Annotated in this window: 17 protein-coding genes; 12 read left to right on the top strand and 5 right to left on the bottom strand. The window is 71.7% G+C overall.

The features are described from left to right. The 5 genes from A9O63_RS13160 to rpoN form a co-directional block, all read left to right on the top strand. Positions 1–345, top strand: a 345-nt coding sequence (locus A9O63_RS13160; protein WP_205631849.1) for a NifU family protein, incomplete at its 5' end; no start/stop codon positions are given. Continuing rightward, positions 345–1,508: a cysteine desulfurase NifS gene (gene nifS, locus A9O63_RS13155; protein ID WP_069332350.1), complete on the top strand. Its 1,164-nt coding sequence runs from the start codon at positions 345–347 to the stop codon at positions 1,506–1,508. The genes A9O63_RS13160 and nifS, both read left to right, overlap by 1 nt. Further along, entirely contained in the window at positions 1,508–2,683 is a 1,176-nt protein-coding gene (gene nifV / locus A9O63_RS13150) for a homocitrate synthase (RefSeq protein ID WP_069332349.1), read from the top strand. The genes nifS and nifV overlap by 1 nt, the downstream gene beginning before the upstream one ends. A 10-nt stretch (positions 2,684–2,693) precedes the next feature. Next, complete coding sequence (gene nifW / locus A9O63_RS13145; RefSeq protein WP_041669646.1) at positions 2,694–3,020, top strand: nitrogenase stabilizing/protective protein NifW; 327 nt, start codon at positions 2,694–2,696, stop codon at positions 3,018–3,020. Between the two features lie 104 nt (positions 3,021–3,124). Continuing rightward, a complete protein-coding gene (rpoN, locus tag A9O63_RS13140; RefSeq protein ID WP_069332348.1) occupies positions 3,125–4,429 on the top strand; it encodes an RNA polymerase factor sigma-54 in 1,305 nt (434 codons plus the stop codon). 33 nt (positions 4,430–4,462) lie between these two features. Here rpoN and A9O63_RS13135 read toward each other — a convergent pair whose 3' ends face one another. Together A9O63_RS13135 and trhA are read right to left on the bottom strand one after the other, a co-directional pair. Continuing rightward, complete coding sequence (locus A9O63_RS13135; RefSeq protein ID WP_069332347.1) at positions 4,463–4,906, bottom strand: DUF1810 domain-containing protein; 444 nt, start codon at positions 4,904–4,906, stop codon at positions 4,463–4,465. Between the two features lie 9 nt (positions 4,907–4,915). Next, on the bottom strand, positions 4,916–5,575 hold the full coding sequence (gene trhA / locus A9O63_RS13130; protein WP_069332346.1) for a PAQR family membrane homeostasis protein TrhA: 660 nt from the start codon (positions 5,573–5,575) through the stop codon (positions 4,916–4,918). Positions 5,576–5,743: 168 nt separating this feature from the next. Between trhA and ku (A9O63_RS13125) the strand changes: the two genes are divergently transcribed. Next, entirely contained in the window at positions 5,744–6,547 is an 804-nt protein-coding gene (gene ku / locus A9O63_RS13125; protein ID WP_069332345.1) for a non-homologous end joining protein Ku, read from the top strand. Between the two features lie 102 nt (positions 6,548–6,649). On the opposite strand, the gene ku (A9O63_RS13120) is transcribed toward ku (A9O63_RS13125), so the two are convergent. The 3 genes from ku (A9O63_RS13120) to A9O63_RS13110 are packed head-to-tail and all read right to left on the bottom strand — an operon-like array spanning position 6,650 to position 9,459. Next, complete coding sequence (gene ku, locus A9O63_RS13120) at positions 6,650–7,438, bottom strand: non-homologous end joining protein Ku (protein ID WP_069332344.1); 789 nt, start codon at positions 7,436–7,438, stop codon at positions 6,650–6,652. A 6-nt stretch (positions 7,439–7,444) separates the two neighbouring features. Then, on the bottom strand, positions 7,445–8,470 hold the full coding sequence (locus A9O63_RS13115) for a Gfo/Idh/MocA family protein (protein WP_069332343.1): 1,026 nt from the start codon (positions 8,468–8,470) through the stop codon (positions 7,445–7,447). After that, a complete protein-coding gene (locus tag A9O63_RS13110) occupies positions 8,461–9,459 on the bottom strand; it encodes an MDR/zinc-dependent alcohol dehydrogenase-like family protein (protein WP_069332342.1) in 999 nt (332 codons plus the stop codon). The genes A9O63_RS13115 and A9O63_RS13110 overlap by 10 nt, the downstream gene beginning before the upstream one ends. Positions 9,460–9,695: 236 nt before the next feature. On the opposite strand from A9O63_RS13110, the gene A9O63_RS13105 reads away from it, so the two are divergent. The 6 genes from A9O63_RS13105 to A9O63_RS13080 are packed head-to-tail and all read left to right on the top strand — an operon-like array spanning position 9,696 to position 17,189. Then, complete coding sequence (locus tag A9O63_RS13105) at positions 9,696–10,802, top strand: NAD-dependent epimerase/dehydratase family protein (protein WP_069332341.1); 1,107 nt, start codon at positions 9,696–9,698, stop codon at positions 10,800–10,802. After that, a complete protein-coding gene (locus A9O63_RS13100) occupies positions 10,799–12,817 on the top strand; it encodes an NAD-dependent epimerase/dehydratase family protein (protein ID WP_069332340.1) in 2,019 nt (672 codons plus the stop codon). The genes A9O63_RS13105 and A9O63_RS13100 overlap by 4 nt, the downstream gene beginning before the upstream one ends. Next, positions 12,814–13,914, top strand: a complete 1,101-nt coding sequence (locus A9O63_RS13095) for a glycosyltransferase family 4 protein (RefSeq protein ID WP_069332339.1) — start codon at positions 12,814–12,816, stop codon at positions 13,912–13,914. The genes A9O63_RS13100 and A9O63_RS13095 overlap by 4 nt, the downstream gene beginning before the upstream one ends. Position 13,915: 1 nt before the next feature. Continuing rightward, positions 13,916–15,025 carry a CgeB family protein gene (locus tag A9O63_RS13090; protein WP_069332338.1) on the top strand — a complete coding sequence of 370 codons (1,110 nt, stop codon included), beginning with the start codon at positions 13,916–13,918 and terminating at the stop codon, positions 15,023–15,025. Then, on the top strand, positions 15,025–16,116 hold the full coding sequence (locus A9O63_RS13085; RefSeq protein ID WP_069332337.1) for a CgeB family protein: 1,092 nt from the start codon (positions 15,025–15,027) through the stop codon (positions 16,114–16,116). Before A9O63_RS13090 ends, A9O63_RS13085 begins: the two co-directional genes overlap by 1 nt. Beyond that, positions 16,113–17,189 carry a CgeB family protein gene (locus A9O63_RS13080; RefSeq protein ID WP_069332336.1) on the top strand — a complete coding sequence of 359 codons (1,077 nt, stop codon included), beginning with the start codon at positions 16,113–16,115 and terminating at the stop codon, positions 17,187–17,189. The genes A9O63_RS13085 and A9O63_RS13080 overlap by 4 nt, the downstream gene beginning before the upstream one ends. Positions 17,190–17,241 lie beyond the last annotated feature (52 nt).

Genomic DNA, 17,241 nt, shown 5'->3' with positions numbered 1-17,241 from the left:
CCCGCTCCGGCCGCGGCCCCGGTCAGGCTGCTGGCGCCGAAGCACGACTCGCAGCCCCGCGCCTTCCGCGACGTGCCGCTCGCGCCCGCCGAGGAGGCGCGCCTGATCGCCGAGGTGATCGAAAGCGTGCGGCCGCGGCTGCGGGCCGACGGGGGTGACGTGACGCTGGTCGCGGTCGAGGGCTCGAAGGTGCGCGTCCATCTGACGGGGGCCTGTTCCGGCTGCCAGCTCGCCGCCCTGACGCTGGGCGGGCTGCAGAAGCGGCTGGCCGATGCGCTGGGCCGGCCGATCCGGGTCATCCCCGAGGAGAAGCGGCCGCTCGTCTCCATCGCGGGGGCGCGATGATGGAGCGCGTCTATCTCGACAACAATGCCACGACCCGGCTCGCGCCTGAGGCGCTTCAGGCCATGCTGCCCTTCCTGACCGAGGAGTTCGGCAATCCCTCGTCGCTGCACGGGCAGGGGCGCGCCCCCGCCCGCGCCCTGATGGCGGCGCGGCACGCGGTGCTGGAGCTCCTCGGAGCCGAGGCCGACGGCGAGATCCTCTTCACCTCCGGCGGCACCGAGGCCGACACGACGGCGATCCGCTCGGCGCTGGCGGCGGATCCGTCGCGCCGCGAGATCGTGACTTCGACGGTCGAGCATGCGGCCGTCCTCGCGCTCTGCGATCATCTGGAGCGGCAGGAGGGGGTGACGGTGCACCGCATCCCGGTGGACGGCGACGGCCGTCTCGACATCGAGGCCTATCGCGCGGCCCTCTCGCCGCGGGTGGCGCTGGTCTCTCTCATGTGGGCCAACAACGAGACGGGCACGGTCTTTCCGGTCGAGGGGCTGGCCGAGCTTGCGCATCGGGCGGGGGCGCTCTTTCACACCGATGCGGTGCAGGCGGTGGGCAAGATGTCCGTCGGGCTGCGCGGAACCGACATCGACATGCTGTCGCTCAGCGCGCACAAGTTCCACGGCCCGAAGGGGGTGGGGGCGCTCTGGCTGCGCAGGGGCGTGCCGTTCCAGCCCCTGATCCGCGGCGGCAGGCAGCAGCGCGGGCATCGCGCGGGCACCGAGAACATCCCCGGCATCGTGGGCCTCGGCCGCGCGGCAGAGCTGGCGCTTTGCGTGGATCACGGTGCGGTGCGGCTCCTGCGCGACCGGCTCGAACAGGGGATCCTCGCCCGTGTGCCCAAGGCGCGGGTTCTGGGCGATCCGCTCGACCGGCTGCCCAACACCTCCTGCCTGGCCTTCGACTTCGCCGAGGGCGAGGCGATCCTGATGCTTCTCGACCGGGCGGGGATCTGCGTCTCGTCGGGCGCGGCCTGCGCCTCGGGCGCGATGGAGCCGAGCCATGTGATCCGCGCCATGAAGGTGCCCTTCACCGCGGCGCATGGCGCGATCCGCTTCTCGCTCTCGCGCTGGACGACCGCGGCCGAGATCGACCGGCTGCTCGAAGTGCTGCCGCCCGTCGTGGACCAGCTGCGCGCGCTCTCGCCCTTCGGGGCCGAGGAGGTGAAGTGATGTCGCGCCAGCAGCCCCGGGCGAGCTTCCTGCCCGAAAGCCCGCTCGCCCCCGTGACCCTCTGCGACACGACGCTGCGCGACGGAGAGCAGACGGCGGGCGTGGCCTTCACCCGCGCCGAGAAGCGGGCCATCGCCGAGGCGCTGCAGGCCGCGGGCGTGGCCGAGGTCGAGGTGGGCGTGCCCGCCATGGGCGAGGAGGAGCGGTCCGACATCCGCGCGGTGGCGGCGGTGCTGAAGGCGGCGGCGCCCGTCGTCTGGTGCCGCCTGCGCGCCGAGGATCTGGCCGCCGCGCAGCGCACGGGCGTCGTGCGGCTCCATATCGGCGTCCCCGTCTCCGAGCGCCAGATCGGCGCCAAGCTCGGCAAGGACGCGGCCTGGGTGCGCGACAAGGTCGAGAAGCTCGTCCGCGCCGCCTCCTGGGCCGGGCACAAGGTGTCGGTCGGGGCCGAGGATGCCTCGCGCGCCGATCCGTTCTTCCTGGCCGAGATCGCCCATGTCGCGGCCGAGGCGGGCGCGATCCGCTTCCGCATCTCGGACACGCTGGGCGTGCTCGATCCGTTCGCGACGCACGAGCTGGTGGGCCGCGTCGTCACGCGCTGCCCGCTGCCGGTCGAGTTCCACGGCCACAACGATCTCGGCATGGCGACGGCGAACAGCCTTGCCGCCGCGCGCGCCGGGGCCTCGCACCTGTCGGTCACGGTGAACGGGCTGGGCGAGCGGGCGGGCAACGCCGCGCTCGAGGAGGTGGCGGCCGCGCTCGAAGCGGCGGGCCGCGCCCCGGGCATCGCGCTGGGCCAGCTCTGCGCCCTCTCGGAGCTGGTGGCCCGCGCCTCGGGCCGTCCGCTCTCGCCGCAGAAGCCCATCGTGGGCGAAGGGGTCTTCACCCATGAATGCGGCATCCATGTCGACGGGCTGATGAAGGACCGCGCCACCTACGAGAGCGCGGACCTGCGCCCCGAGCGGTTCGGCCGCAGCCACCGCATCGCCATCGGCAAGCATTCCTCGGCCGCGGGGCTCGCCCGGGCGCTGGCCGAGGCGGGGCTTCCCTCCGACGCGGCGACGCTTGCGGCCCTGATGCCCGCGCTGCGCGACTGGGCGGCCACCGCCAAGCGCGCGGCCGCGCCCGAGGATCTTGCGGCGCTCCTTGCCGCCCTAACCGAAACCGCCCGTTGAGGAGACAGAGATGACCCCGGGAACCGCCGTGCTCGAGGAGCTGAAGCGACTGTCCTCTGCCGAGGAGATCTTCGACGCGCTCGACCATCCCTACCGGCCGGAGGTGGTGCAGGTCGCGCGCCTCCATATCATGAAGCGGCTGGGCCAGTATCTCGCCGCCGTCGATTTCGCGGCGCTGGACCCGGCAGAGGCCCGCGCCGCCGCGCGCGACGCGCTCTCGCGGGCCTATACCGACTTCGTGGACAGCTCGCCCCTCGAGCAGAAGGTGTTCAAGGTCTTCGCCAGGCCCGCGCGCGCCTTCGTGCCGCTCTCGGGCCTGTCGGTGGTCGAGGACTGACGCGCCCCGGGCCGGGGCCCCGAGGGGGCCCCTGCCGCATGACCCAGGCGAGGCTGCGACCCCGTGCGCAGTCAGGACTCAGGAAGCTGTGCTAGGGTGCGCCCATGGACATGATGCAGTTCCAGCGTCAGACGACCCAGCTGGCCATGACCCAGCGGATGCAGGAGTCGCTGCGGATCCTGCAGATGAGCAACGCGGATCTCGCCGACTATCTGACGGCGCAGGCGCTGGAAAATCCCTGCCTCGAGGTGCGCGTGCCCGAGGGGGCCTCGGTCGCCCCCGCGCTGCCCTCGCGCGGGATCCAGGCGGCGCTGGACCGCGATGCCTTCGCCACCGTCGAGGGCCAGCCGCCGAGCCTTCTGGCCCATGTCGAGGCGCAGATCGATCTGGCCTTCTTCGATCCGGGCGACCGGCGCACGGCCCTGGCCTTCGCCGAGGCGCTGGAGCCCTCGGGCTGGCTCGGCCAGCCGGTCTCCGAGATCGCCGCCGCAGCCGAGGTGGAGGAGGAAGAGGCGCTCGTCATCCTCGAGCGGTTGCAGGCCTTCGAGCCTGCGGGCCTCTTCGCCCGGTCGCTGGCCGAGTGCCTCGCGCTGCAGCTCGAGGATCTGGGGCTTCTGACCTGGGAGCTGCGCACGATGCTCGACCATCTGCCGCTTCTGGCCGAGGGGCGGATCGCCGAGCTCGCCCGCCGCTGCGACTGCGAGCCCGACCATGTCCGCGAAAATCTGGCGCTGATCCGCAGCCTGAGCCCCAAGCCGGGCGAGGCCTTCGCGGCCGACCGCACGCCGATCCAGCCGCCCGACGTGCGCGTGCTGCGCGGCCCGGAGGGCTGGGAGGTCGAACTCACCCGCGCGCAGCTGCCCCGCATCCGGGTGACCGAGACGGACGACACCGGCGACCGGCAGGCTGACGCCTGGCTCGCCCGTGCCCGCTCGCAGGCGCGCTGGCTGGAGCGGGCGGTCGAGCGGCGGCAGGCCACGCTCCTGCGCACCGCCGTCTGCCTCGTGCGCCATCAGGCCGAATTCCTCGATCAGGGGCCGCGCGCGCTCCGGCCGCTGTCGATGGAGGAGGTGGCGCTGGAGCTCGACCTCCATCCCTCGACCATCAGCCGCGCCACCGCCACGCGGCTGATCGAGACGCCGCGCGGGCTGATCCCGCTGCGCGCCTTCTTCAGCCGCTCGGTCGCCTCGGACGGGCCCGAGGCGCCGCAGTCGCAGGATGCGCTGATGGCGCTCGTGCGCGACATCATCGCGGGCGAGGACCGCACGAAGCCCTTCTCGGACGATGCGATCGTGAAGCAGGCGAAGCTCGCGGGCGCGGTTCTGGCCCGGCGCACCGTCACCAAATATCGCGAGACGCTGGGGATCCCCTCCTCCTACGACCGCAAGCGCGCGGCCGCCGCGGCCTGAGGCGGGGCAGGGGCAGGGGCCCGCCCCGGGCGGTCAGAGCCCGGTTCGGAGGCCGAGGATGCGCGCGGTGCCCTCGTCGGGCCTGCCGCCAAACCAGCGGCCGAGGGCCGCGCGGAAGACGGAATGGGCGCTGCCGTCCGCCGCGTCGAAGAGGCTCATCGAGGAGTGGAACTTCAGATCGTCCGGCGACCCGAAGAGCGTATGCAGCGAGGGCGGATCGACCGAGAGCACCGTCTCGGTCGCGAACTCCAGCCGCTTGCCCAGCACCGGATGGGCGAGATAGGCGCGCGCTTCCTCCATCGAGGCGATGCCGTAGCGCTCCGCCGTCTCGGACCGGCCGAGGCCGCGCAGCTGCGGGAAGACGAACCACATCCAGTGGCTCTCCTTGCGCCCGGCGCGCAGCTCCTTCACCGCCGCGTCGAAGACAGGCATCTGCGCGGCCAGAAACCGCTTCAGCTCATGGGGATCGTCCTGCACCTGGCCCTCTCAGTCGGCCGCCGTGCCGGCCACATGGATCATCACCGCGGCGTAGAAGATCACGCTCGCCGTCAGGACGAAGAGATGCCAGATCGTGGTATGGAAGGGCAAGCGTTCGCACAGGAAGAAGACGACGCCCACCGTGTAGAGCAGCCCGCCCACCGCGATCAGCGCCAGCACCGGGCCGGTCAGCGAGGCGAAGAGCGGCCAGCCGAGCGCGACCCCCGCCCAGCCCATCCCGAGATAGAGCGCCAGCGCGACCCACCGGTATTTCTCGGGCGAATGGAGCTTCAGCGCCGTGCCGCAGAGGGCCGCGGCCCAGATCCCGGCCAAGAGCGTGAGACCTTGCCCCGAGATCAGGGTGAAGGCCGAGTAGGTGCCCGCGATCTTGCAATAGATGGCGGAATGGTCGAGGCGCCGCAGGAGCCCCGTCCAGTCCGGGTGCGGCACCATGTGGTAGACGGCCGAGCAGAGGATCATGAGCAGGAGCGTGGCCCCGTAGATCGAGGCGCCCGCGACAGCCATCCCGTCGCCGCGCCATAGCACCGTCAGCGCGATGAGGACGGGCACGCCGCAGAGAGCCGCGGCGATGCCCGAGACATGGACCGCCGCATCCGAGAGGCGCTCGGCGCGGCTGTAGCCGGATCGGGGAGTGGGGTGCGTCAACATGTCCCAAGCCTATCATGAGACGGCAGGGGCCGGGGCGGATTCTTAGCGAAAACCCTGCCTTCCGTCGCGGAACAATCGCCCCCCGTCCGGGCTTCCTCCGCTGCGGTCAAGGAAGCGGCGCGCCCGGGTCGCGGCGCGGCTGCGGCAGGCGCGCGAGGGAGGTCTCTGATGCCGAGAGCGATCTGGAAGGGCTGGCTGGCGGTGGGGCAGGTGAGCTGTGCCGTGGCGCTCCATGCCGCGGCCTCGACCTCGGACCGGGTGAGCTTCCACACGGTCAACCGCAAGACCGGCAACCGCGTGCGGCGCGAGTTCGTCGATGCGGTGAGCGGCAAGCCGGTCCCGCGCGAGGACCAGGTGAAGGGCTATGAGGTGGCGCCCGACGAATTCGTGCAGATCGCCCCCGACGAGATCGCGGCCACCATTCCCGACAGCGACAAATGCCTGCGCATCGATGCCTTCGTGCCCTGCCGCGAGGTCGATGGCGCCTATTTCGACAAGCCCTATTATCTCACCCCCGCGGGGGATGCGGCGCTGGAAGCCTTCGCGCTGATCCGCGAGGGGATGCGGGCGCGCAAGGCCGCCGCGCTGGCGCGGACCGTGCTGTTCCGGCGGCTGCGGACGGTGATGGTGCGCCCGCACGGGGCGGGGCTGATCGCGAACACGCTGAATTTCGACTATGAGGTGCGCTCCTCGGCCGAGGCCTTCTCGGAGATCCCGAAACTGAAGGTGAAGGGCGAGATGCTGGAGCTTGCCAAGCATATCATCGGCACGAAGGCCGGGACGTTCGATCCCGCGGCCTTCGACGACCGCTACGATGCGGCGCTGGCCGAGCTGGTGAAGGCCAAGCTCGAGGGGCGGAAGCCGAAGCGGAAGGCCGCGCCGAAGAAGGCGCAGGAGCCTTCCGACCTCATGGCCGCCCTGCGCGAGAGCGTGGCTGCGACCGGGCGGCCCCAGCGTCGGAAGGCGGGCTGAGACCGGAAGGGGGTGCCGCCCGCGGGGGCATCGAACCCCCGCGGGCGGCGCTGCCGCGGCCCGGACCGGCGGGCGGGTCGCGAGGCTCGGCCGGAGCAGGGCTCAGCCCTTGCCCTCGATGCTCTTGCGCAGCGCGTCCATGATGCTCACCACATTGTCGCCGCCCTTGGGCGCCTTCGCGCTGCCCTTGCGGGTGCGCTTCTTCGGCTTCTTCGACCGGACCAGCTCGAGCAGGTTCTCCTGCACCGGATCCTCGACCATGCCGGGCTCCCACGTCCGCGTCCGCTCCTCGATCAGGCGCTTGACGAGCGTCAGCGCCTTCGCCTCGGGCTTCCCGGCCGCGATATCGCCGAAATAGGCCTCCTCGGGGCGCACCTCGTCGCCATACCGCAGCGTCCAGAGGATGATCCCCTCGCCCCGCGGCATGAGGAGGACGGCGCGCTCGCGCCCGCCCAGCACCAGCCGGGCCACCCCCGAACGGTCGGTGGCCCGCATCGCCTCGCGGATCACGGCGAAGGCCTCCTCGCCGATCGGATCGGCGGGCATCAGATAGTGCGGGCGGTCGTACCAGATCCAGGCGATCTCGTCGGAGGGCACGAAACAGTCGATGTCGATCGTCCGCGCGCTCTCGAGAGCCACCGCGTCGAGTTCCTCTTCCTCGAGGATCACATGCTCGGTCTCGCTGCGGGGATAGCCCTTCACCTGGTCCTCATCGTCGACCACATCCCCCGTTTCCGCATCGAGGTAACGGCTGACGACCGGATGGCCGGTCTTGCCGTTCAGCGTGCGGAAGCGCACCCGCTCGGCCTCCGAGGTTGCGGGCATCAGCGTCACCGGGCAGGTGACGAGCGACAGTTTCAGATAGCCCTTCCAGTAGCTGCGCGGTGCCATGGGGCATCAACCGCCTGCGGGGGCGCGGGTTCCGGCGGCATGGATACGGTCGAGCACCTCGTGCAGCGTCACGAGATGACGCGCCTCGGGATCGAACCCCTGTCCCGCTGCCAGCCGGTCCGCCCAATCGAAGAGCGCCCGCCCGCCCCAGTCGTCGGGGGGCGCGGTCAGGGGCTCGCTCGCGGTGCCGCGATGGCGGTGGGCGGCGAAATCGTAGAAGGAGCCGCCGACGTTGGTGAGGGCCGCGCCGCCCTCGGTGCCGTGGAACTGCGCCTCGATCACCGCCTCGCGCCCCGCCTGAAGCTTCCACGAGCAGGCGAGCCGGATCACGCAGCCGGAGGCGGTCTGCAGCGTGGCCACGGCATAATCCTCGACCTCGTGGGCCGCGGCCGGGCGCCCGCCCGCCAGCATCTGCGCCTCGACGCGCGTCACCTCGGGCCAGTCGAGCGACCAGAGGGCGAGATCGACCAGATGCACGCCCAGATCCATGACGCAGCCCCCGCCCGACAGGGCGCGGTCGTAGAACCAGGGCTTGTCGGGGCCGTAGGCGTTGTGGAACGTCAGATCGATCGCGAAGACCCGGCCAAGCTCGCCGGAGGCCACGAGCGGCCGGATCGCGGAAGTTGCGGCTGTCAACCGATAGGAGAGATCGACACCGAGCAGCCGGTCGGCCCGCGCGGCCGCGCCCACCACCGCGCGCACCTCGTCGGCGCTGCGCCCGAGCGGCTTCTGGCAGAAGACCGCGCAGCCCGCCTCGAGTGCGGCCAGCGTTTCGGCGGCATGGCGGGCGCTCGGCGTGGCGATCACCACCCCGTCGGGCCGATGCGTGAGCGCCTCGGCCAGCGAGCCCGCCGCGACGGCGTCGGGGGCAAGCTCCTGCGCGCGGGCTATGGCTGCAGCGTCGGGATCGGCCAGCGCCACGATCTCGGCCCGGCCGGTGCGGGCCAAAGCCTCCATCCGGGCGCGGCCGATCCAGCCCAGACCCACAAAGGCCAGACGCGGGCGGGTGCGGACGGGCAGGCTCAGCTGCATCTCACCACCGCCTTCACGAAGCCCTCGGGCTTGTCGCGCGTGGCATCGAGCGCCGCGGCCAGATCCTCGAGCGGATAGCTGTGGGTGAGGAGGCCCGAGAGGTCGAGCCAGCCCTTCTGCACCGCCTCGACCGCCTCGCGCATGCCGCGGAGATAGGTCTCGGGGCGCCGCTCGTGGGCGTTCACCACGTCGATCCCGCGCCAGTTCCACTGCTGCATGTTCACCTGCCGCGGCCCGTCCTGATGATAGCCCGCGATCACGAGCCGCCCGCCCTCGGCCACCAGCTCTCCAGCCAGATCGAGCGGCCACTGCTTGCCCACGGCCTCGATCACCACCTCGCAGAAGGAGCCGTTCGTCAGCTCGCGCACCTCGTCGATGATCTCGTGGTGGTCGATCATCGGCACCGTGCGGGCAGCGCCCATGCGGCGGGCGAGCGCCAGCGTCTCCTCGCGCCGGGAGATGGCGATCACCTCGGCGCCCGCATCCGCCGCCAGCCGGGTGAGGAGCGCGCCGAGGAAGCCCACGCCCACGATGGCCACCCGGTCGCCGCGCCCGATGCCCGAGCGGCGGAAGATGTTCAGCGCGCAGGCCACGGGCTCGGCCGGGAAGGCGGTGCCCTCGGGCAGGGGCACGAGATGGGTCGCCGGCACGATCTCGTGGCTTGCGTAGCTGCGCTGGCCGAGAAAGGCCGCGCGCTCGCCCACCGTGACGCCCGTCACGTCCGGTCCCAGCGCCTCGACGATGCCCCAGCCCTCGTGGCCCATGCCGCCCGGCTCGGTCGGATAGGTCATCCAGTCCGGCCCCGCCCATGGTCCGAGGTTCGAGGCGCAGACGCCGCAGGCCTCGACGGCGATGCGCACCTCGCCCGGTCCGGGCTCCGGCAGGGGCAGGGAGACGATCTCGATCCGGCCGGGGCCGATCAACCGTGCCGCGCGCATGGACTGGGTGCCGGCGGGCCGTTCGCGGGCCGGCGTCAGGGAGACATTCATGGGTCCTCCGGTCTTTGGATACTCTCGGCATGATCTTCTTCGGGATCCGGCCCGGAACCCCGCGGGCGGCATTCTGTTCCTGAGCCAAGCCCCGGAAGTTCGGCACGTCCGCGCGAAGGGCCGATGGCGGAGGGCTGCCGGTATCGCGCCCAATCTCCGGCCGCGTCGGAACATTCCCGCGATCCCCCGGTTCCGGGGTTCATCTACAGCATCATTGACAACTTCAGGATCTTCTCATGGCGAGGATACTCATCACAGGCGGCTGCGGTTTCATCGGCCGGCATGTGGCCGAGGAACTGCTGGCGCACGGCTATGAGGTGCGTCTCTACGATGCGCTGATCGACCAGGTGCATGGCGGTGCGTCGGCCGAGCTGCCCGAGGGGGCCGAGCTCGTGCGCGGCGACATGCGCGACGCCGACCGGCTCCGCCCGGCGCTGAAGGACTGCGACGCGGTGCTGCATCTGGCGGCCGAGGTGGGCGTCGGGCAGTCCATGTACGAAATCGCGCGCTATGTCGGCGCGAACGACCTCGGCACGGCGGTGCTGCTCGAGGCGCTGATCGATCAGCCGGTGTCGCGGATCGTCGTGGCCTCGTCGATGAGCGTCTATGGCGAGGGACACTATGCCCGCGAGGACGGCTCGCGGCTGGAAAAGGTCCGGCGCAAGGCCGCCGACATCCGCGCCGCGCGCTGGAACCCCGTGGATGCGGACGGCCGGTCCCTGATGGCCGTGCCCACCGACGAGGAGAAGCGGGTGGATCTGGCCTCGATCTACGCGCTCACCAAATATGTGCAGGAGCAGGCGGTGCTGATCCATGGCGAGGCCTACGGGGTCGATGCCGTGGCGCTCCGGCTCTTCAACGTCTTCGGCGCGGGGCAGGCGCTGTCGAACCCCTATACCGGGGTGCTCGCGAACTTCGCCGCGCGGCTGGCCAACGGCGAGCGGCCGACGATCTTCGAGGATGGCGAGCAGAAGCGCGATTTCGTCCATGTGCGCGACGTGGCCCGCGCCTTCCGGCTGGCGCTCGAGACGCCGGACGCGGCGGGCGAGGTCATCAACGTGGGGTCCGGCTCGGCCTATACGATCGCCGGCGTGGCGCGCCTTCTGGCCGAAGCGATGGGGCGGCCCGAGATCGCGCCCGAGATCCTCAACCGGGCCCGGTCGGGCGATATCCGCAACTGTTTCGCCGACATCTCCAAGGCGCGGGCGATCCTGAGCTTCGAGCCGCGCCACCGGCTCGAGGATTCGCTCGGCGATTTCGTGGCCTGGGTGGCGGGCACCGCGGCCGAGGACCGCGGCGCCGACATGCGGCGCCAGCTCGAGGAGCGGGGGCTCGTGACATGAGCCGCGACTTCGGCTTCGTCGAATGGTTCCGCCCGGGCGATCACGACCGGGTCGAGGAGGCGCTCGAAGGTCTGGCCACCAGCGGCGCGCGCTATCTGCGCACGCATCTGAGCTGGGCCGACTATGTGACGCCCGGCGGCTCGGACTGGTTCGACTGGCTGATCCCGCGGCTCGGCCGCGAGATCGACCTGTTGCCCTGCATCCATTACACGCCGCCCTCGCTGTCGCGCACGGGCCGCAGCTCGGGCCCGCCGCACGAGCTGAAATCCTACGCCGATTTCGTCGACCATGCGCTGACGCGCTACGGGCGGCATTTCTCGCATGTCGAGCTCTGGAACGAGCCCAACAACCTGCTCGACTGGGACTGGCGGCTGGACAGCGATTTCCTGCTCTTCTGCGAGATGGTGGGCGGGGCCGCCTGGTGGGTGCGCGAACGCGGCTGGAAGCCCGTCCTGGGCGGGCCTTGTCCGTTCGATCCGCTCTGGCTCGACCTGATGGGCGAGCGCGGCGTGCTCGCGCAATGCGCGGCCGCGGGCTTCCATGGCTTCCCCGGCACCTGGGACAGCGAGGAGAGCACCTGGGGCGGATGGGACCTGCATCTGGGCGAGATGCGGGCCATTCTCGACCGGCACAATCCCGATTGCGAGATCTGGATCACCGAGACCGGCTATTCCACTTGGCGCAACGACGAGCTGGAGCAGACGCGGCGCTTTGCGGGGGCGCTGAAGGCGCCGGCCGACCGGATGTACTGGTACGGATGGCGCGACCTGCCGCGCGACGTGCCGGTGCAGGAGGGGCTCTGGTTCGATCCGCGCCACTACCACATGGGCGCGGTGGACGAAGCGGGCAAGCCCAAGCTCCTCGCGCGGCTCCTGAGCGGGGAGGGGGTGGAGGGCGTGCGGTCGATGGCCGGGCTCTGCGCGCCCTCGCTCTCGCGGGCGGTGCGGCCTGCGGTCATCACGGGCGGCGCGGGCTTCATCGGCTCGAACCTCGCCGATGCGCTCCTGTCGGACGGCGAGGAGGTGATCCTGCTCGACAATCTCGGGCGGGCGGGAGTGGAGGACAATCTCCGCTGGCTGAAGGCGCGCCACGGCGAGCGGCTGCATCCGGTGATCGCGGATCTGCGCGACGAGCGCGCCATGGCCGATGCCGCCCGCGATGCGGCGGCGGTCTATCATCTCGCGGGGCAGACGGCGGTGACGACGAGCCTCGAAAGCCCGGTCGCCGATTTCGAGATCAATGCCCGCGGCACGCTGAACCTGCTCGAGGCGATCCGCGCGACGGGGCGTCCGGTGCCGCTCCTCTTTGCCAGCACGAACAAGGTCTACGGTGCGCTCGAGGATCTGGAAATGCAGCCGGGCGAGCGCCATGTGCCGGCCGATCCGGAGATCCTCGCCCACGGGATCGGAGAGGGGCGGCCGCTCGATTTCTGCACGCCCTACGGCTGTTCGAAGGGCGTGGCCGACCAGTATGTGATCGACTATGCCAAGAGCTTCGGGCTGCCGACGGCGGTGCTGCGCATGTCCTGCATCTACGGGCCGCGCCAGTTCGGCACCGAGGATCAGGGCTGGGTCGCCCATTTCCTGATCCGGGCGCTGAAGGGTAAGGGGATCTCGGTCTTCGGCGACGGGCGGCAGGTGCGCGACGTGCTGCATGTGAGCGATGCGGTCGTGGCCTACCGGCGGCTGATGGCGGAGGTGAGCGCCGGGCGTGTCCGCTCGCAGGCCTTCAATCTGGGCGGCGGGCCCGGCAATGCGGTGAGCCTGCGGCAGGTGCTGGAGGAGATCGGGCACCTGACGGGCGGTCCGGTCACGGTGACCGAAGAGGATTGGCGGCAGGGCGACCAGCTCTGGTTCGTGGCCGACACCCGGGCGCTGGGGGCGGCGATCGGCTGGGCGCCGACCGTCGGCTGGCGCGAAGGTCTCGCCGGGCTCGCCGCGTGGCTGGCCGAACACCGGGTCGGCGGTGCGTCGGCGGCAGAGGCCGAACCGCTGCGTGCGCGGAGATCCGCATGAGCGGGGCGCGGCTGACCATCCTCATGACGGTCGATGCCGTGGGCGGGGTCTGGCGCTACGCGATGGATCTCGCGGCGGGGCTGCGGGGGCAGGTGGACGTGGTCTTCGCGGGCTTCGGCCCCGAGCCCTCCGCGGCGCAGCGGCGCGAGGCCGAGGCGCTGGGCCCGCTCGACTGGTGCGAGGCGCCGCTCGACTGGCTGGGGGGCGGCGAATCCGAGCTCGCGGCGGTGCCGAAGATGATCGCGGGCGTCGCCCGCCGGCATCGGGTCGATCTCATCCACCTGAATCTGCCGTCGCAGGCGGCGGGCCTGTCGGTGCCGGTGCCGGTGCTGGCGGTCTCGCATTCCTGCGTCGTGACCTGGTTTGCGGCGGTGCGCGACGGTGTGCTGCCCGCGGGCTGGCTCTGGCAGCGGCGGCTGAACCGGCAGGGCCTTGCCGCGGCCGATGTGGTGGTGACGCCCACCCGTGCGCAGGCCGATCTGATGGCGCGGTCCTACGGTCCGCTGCCGGAGGTGCGGGTGGTGGCCAATGCCAGCCGCGCCGCGCCCCCCGCGCGACGGATGGCGCGGCCGATGGTGCTGTCGGCGGGGCGCTGGTGGGACGAGGGCAAGAATGCCGCCGTTCTCGATGCGGCGGCCCCGCTCATCGACTGGCCGGTGGTGATGGCCGGCGCCGCCGCCTCGCCGAAGGGACAGGCCGTGGCGATCCGCGCGGCCGAGGCCCGGGGCGAGATCAGCCATGCCGAGGTGCTCGAGCTGATGGGCGAGGCCTCGATCTTCGTCTCGCCCTCGCGCTACGAGCCCTTCGGTCTGGCCGTCCTCGAGGCCGCGCGGGGCGGGCTGCCGCTCGTCCTGTCGGACATCCCCACCTTCCGCGAACTCTGGGACGGGGCGGCCGTCTTCTTCCCGCCCGAGGATCCGATGGCGCTGGCCGAGGCGGTCAACCGGCTCATCCGCGACCCGGCCCGTCGCCGCACGCTGGGGCAGGCCGCGCAGGCCCGCGCCGCCTCCTACACGCCCGAGCGGCAGGCGCGCGCCATGGCCGCCCTCTATGCCGAGCTCTGCCCCATTCCCGAAACTCTCCGCGCCGCGAGGTGACATGAAGGTCCTGTTCTACACCCATTCGCTCGTCTCCGACTGGAACCACGGCAATGCCCATTTCCTGCGCGGCGTGATGCGCGACCTGATCCACCGCGGCCACGCGGCACGGGCGCTCGAGCCGCAAGGGGGCTGGAGCCGCCAGAACCTTCTGGCCGATCAGGGCGTGGCAGCCGAGACGGCCTTCGCCCGCACCTTCCCGGATCTGCCGGTCGAGACCTATGGGCCGGGCTTCGATCACGAGGCGGCGCTCGCCGACGCCGACGTGGTGGTGGTGCACGAATGGACGGAGCCCGCGCTCGTCTCGCGCATCGGCCGTGCACGGGCCGCGGGCGGGCGGTTCCTGCTTCTCTTCCACGATACGCATCATCGCGCCGTCAGCGCCGGCGGCGAGATCGGCGGGCTCGACCTCTCGGGCTATGACGGGGTGCTGGCCTTCGGCGAGACCCTGCGCGAGACCTACCTCGCCGCGGGCTGGGGGCGGCAGGTCTTCACCTGGCACGAGGCGGCCGACGATACGCTCTTCCGCCCGATACCCTCCCAGATCGAGGGCGACCTGATCTGGATCGGCAACTGGGGCGACGGCGAACGCAGCGCGGAACTGTCCGAATTCCTGATCGAGCCTGCCGGGCGGCTGGGCCTGCGCACCACGGTGCGCGGCGTGCGCTATCCGGCCGAGGCGCTGGTGCGGCTGGCCGGTGCGGGCATCTCCTACCGGGGATGGATCCCCAATGCCGAGGTGCCTGCCGCCTTCGGTCGCCACAGGGTGACGATGCATGTTCCGCGCAGGCCTTACGTCGAGGCGCTGCCGGGCATTCCCACGATCCGGGTGTTCGAGGCGCTGGCCTGCGGCATCCCGCTCGTCTCCGCGCCCTGGTCGGATGCCGAGGGCCTTTTCCGCACCGGGACGGACTATCTCGTGGCCCGCGACGGCGCCGAGATGGAGCGCCACCTGCGCGCCGTCCTGCACGACCGCGACCTCGCGGAGGCGCTGGCGGAACACGGGCTCGCCACCATCCGGGCGCGCCACACCTGCCGGCACCGCGTGGATGAGCTGCTGTCCATCGTCTCCGAACTGGGCCTGCCGGCCGACCGGGCGGAGGTGGCCTGATGCGCAGCATTGCCTTTTACGGATCGAGCCTCGTCTCGGCCTACTGGAACGGGGCCGCCACCTACTATCGCGGCATGATCCGGGCGCTGGCCGGGCGGGGCTACCGCGTGACCTTCTACGAGCCCGACGTCTACGACCGGCAGAAGAACCGCGACATCGACCCGCCCGACTGGTGCCGGGTGGTGGTCTATGACGGCACGCCCGAGGCGCTGAAGCGGGCCGCGGCCGAGGCGGGGCAGGCCGACATCGTGGTGAAATGCTCGGGCGTGGGCTACGAGGACGACCTCCTTCTGGCCGAGGTGCTGCGCGCCGCGCGGCCCGATGCGCTGCGCGTCTTCTGGGACGTGGACGCGCCCGCGACGCTGGCCGAGATGCAGGCGGCGCCCGACCATCCGCTGCGGCAGGCTCTGGGATCGCTCGATCTCGTGCTGACCTACGGCGGCGGCGATCCGGTCGTGGCGGCCTACCGCGCGCTCGGGGCGAGGGACTGCGTGCCGATTTACAACGCGCTCGATCCCGAGACGCATCATCCGGTGGCGCCGCAGGACCGGTTCGTGGGCGATCTGGCCTTCCTCGGCAACAGGCTGCCGGACCGCGACGCGCGCGTGGAGGAATTCTTCACCCGTCCGGCCCGCGAGGTGCCGGAGGCGCGCTTCCTTCTCGGGGGCTCGGGCTGGCACGACCGCGCCTTCCCGCCGAACGTCCATCGTCTGGGCCATGTCGGCACGGCAGACCACAATGCGCTGAACGGCTCCCCGCGGATGGTGCTCAACATCGCGCGGGACAGCATGGCGGCCAACGGCTTCTCGCCCGCCACGCGCGTCTTCGAGGCGGCGGGCGCGGGTGCCTGCCTCGTCACCGACGCCTGGGAGGGGATCGAGCTGTTCCTTGCGCCCGAGCGGGAGGTGCTGGTCGCGCGCGACGGGCAGGATGTGGCCGACCTCCTGCGCAGCGTGGGCCACGAGCGCGCGCGGCTGATGGGGGATGCGGCCCTCCGGCGGGTGCTCTCGGAACATACCTACGCGCACCGGGCGGAACAGGCCCACGCCTTGTTCGAGCGGCATTTGGGGCGGATGGAGGCGGCGGAATGAGTCTCGACATCGTCATCATCGGCCTTTCGCTCTCCTCCTCCTGGGGGAACGGCCATGCCACCACCTACCGCGCCCTCCTACGCGGACTGGCCGAAGAGGGGCACCGCACGCTCTTCCTCGAGCGCGACGTGCCCTGGTATGCCGAGAACCGCGACCTGCCCGAGCCCGACTTCTGCCGGCTGGCCCTCTATCGCTCGGTCGCGGATCTCACCGGCCCTTGGGCCGAGCGGATCCGCGCGGCGGATGCCGTCATCGTCGGCTCCTACGTTCCCGAGGGGCGCGCGGTGATCGATGCGGTGGCGGCGCTGCGCCCGAGGCTCTTCGCCTTCTACGACATCGACACGCCGGTCACGATGAGCCTCCTCGACGAGGGGCAGGAGGAGTTCCTCGCGGCCCGGCAGGTGCCGCTCTTCGACCTCTATTTCTCCTTCTCGGGGGGCGAGGTGCTCGATCATCTCGAGCAGGTGCGCGGGGCGCGTGCGGCCCGTGCGCTCTATTGCTCGGTCGATCCCGAGCGCTACCGCCCCGTGCCGGGGGTGCCGGAGTGGGATCTGGGCTATCTCGGCACCTTCAGCCCCGACCGGCAGCCCACGCTCGAGGCGCTGCTGATCGAGCCCGCCCGGCGGATGCCCGCCCGGCGCTTCGTGGTGGCGGGGCCCTCCTATCCGGCCGGGATCGACTGGCCGGCCAATGTCGAGCGGATCGAGCATCTGCCCCCGTCCGATCACGCGGCCTTCTACAGCCGCCAGCGGTTCACGCTGAACGTGACCCGGGCGGCCATGCGCCGGATGGGCTGGTCGCCTTCGGTGCGGCTCTTCGAGGCCGCGGCCTGTGCCACGCCCGTCATCTCGGACGCCTGGCGCGGGCTGGACGAGCTTCTGCCGGACGGAGAGGCGATCTGCATCGCACAGGGCACGGAGGAGGTGGTCGGGATCCTCGGCACGATGGGCGAGGAGACGCGGCGCGCCATAGGCTTCGGCGCCCAGCGGCGGGTGCTCGCCCAGCACACGGGCCGGGCCCGTGCCCGCGAGCTGGCGGCGGCGCTGCGGGATCTGCGGGCGGCGGCGGCCTGAGACGCCGCAGGACAGTAGGCGGTGACGGGGCGCAGGTAGCGCCGGGACAACG

Origin of the sequence: Cereibacter johrii, assembly GCF_001720585.1 — a bacterium.
Taxonomy (GTDB): domain Bacteria; phylum Pseudomonadota; class Alphaproteobacteria; order Rhodobacterales; family Rhodobacteraceae; genus Cereibacter_A; species Cereibacter_A johrii.
This window is presented reverse-complemented; position numbering and strand designations above follow the sequence as displayed.

Bases quoted from the DNA above. Each gene is read 5' to 3' on its own strand.
- nifS (WP_069332350.1), top strand. From the start codon at position 345: ATGGAGCGCGTCTATCTCGACAACAATGCCACGACCCGGCTCGCGCCT.
- nifV (WP_069332349.1), top strand. From the start codon at position 1,508: ATGTCGCGCCAGCAGCCCCGGGCGAGCTTCCTGCCCGAAAGCCCGCTC.
- nifW (WP_041669646.1), top strand. From the start codon at position 2,694: ATGACCCCGGGAACCGCCGTGCTCGAGGAGCTGAAGCGACTGTCCTCT.
- rpoN (WP_069332348.1), top strand. From the start codon at position 3,125: ATGGACATGATGCAGTTCCAGCGTCAGACGACCCAGCTGGCCATGACC.
- trhA (WP_069332346.1), bottom strand. From the start codon at position 5,575: ATGTTGACGCACCCCACTCCCCGATCCGGCTACAGCCGCGCCGAGCGC.
- ku (WP_069332345.1), top strand. From the start codon at position 5,744: ATGCCGAGAGCGATCTGGAAGGGCTGGCTGGCGGTGGGGCAGGTGAGC.
- ku (WP_069332344.1), bottom strand. From the start codon at position 7,438: ATGGCACCGCGCAGCTACTGGAAGGGCTATCTGAAACTGTCGCTCGTC.
- A9O63_RS13115 (WP_069332343.1), bottom strand. From the start codon at position 8,470: ATGCAGCTGAGCCTGCCCGTCCGCACCCGCCCGCGTCTGGCCTTTGTG.
- A9O63_RS13110 (WP_069332342.1), bottom strand. From the start codon at position 9,459: ATGAATGTCTCCCTGACGCCGGCCCGCGAACGGCCCGCCGGCACCCAG.
- A9O63_RS13105 (WP_069332341.1), top strand. From the start codon at position 9,696: ATGGCGAGGATACTCATCACAGGCGGCTGCGGTTTCATCGGCCGGCAT.
- A9O63_RS13100 (WP_069332340.1), top strand. From the start codon at position 10,799: ATGAGCCGCGACTTCGGCTTCGTCGAATGGTTCCGCCCGGGCGATCAC.
- A9O63_RS13095 (WP_069332339.1), top strand. From the start codon at position 12,814: ATGAGCGGGGCGCGGCTGACCATCCTCATGACGGTCGATGCCGTGGGC.
- A9O63_RS13090 (WP_069332338.1), top strand. From the start codon at position 13,916: ATGAAGGTCCTGTTCTACACCCATTCGCTCGTCTCCGACTGGAACCAC.
- A9O63_RS13085 (WP_069332337.1), top strand. From the start codon at position 15,025: ATGCGCAGCATTGCCTTTTACGGATCGAGCCTCGTCTCGGCCTACTGG.
- A9O63_RS13080 (WP_069332336.1), top strand. From the start codon at position 16,113: ATGAGTCTCGACATCGTCATCATCGGCCTTTCGCTCTCCTCCTCCTGG.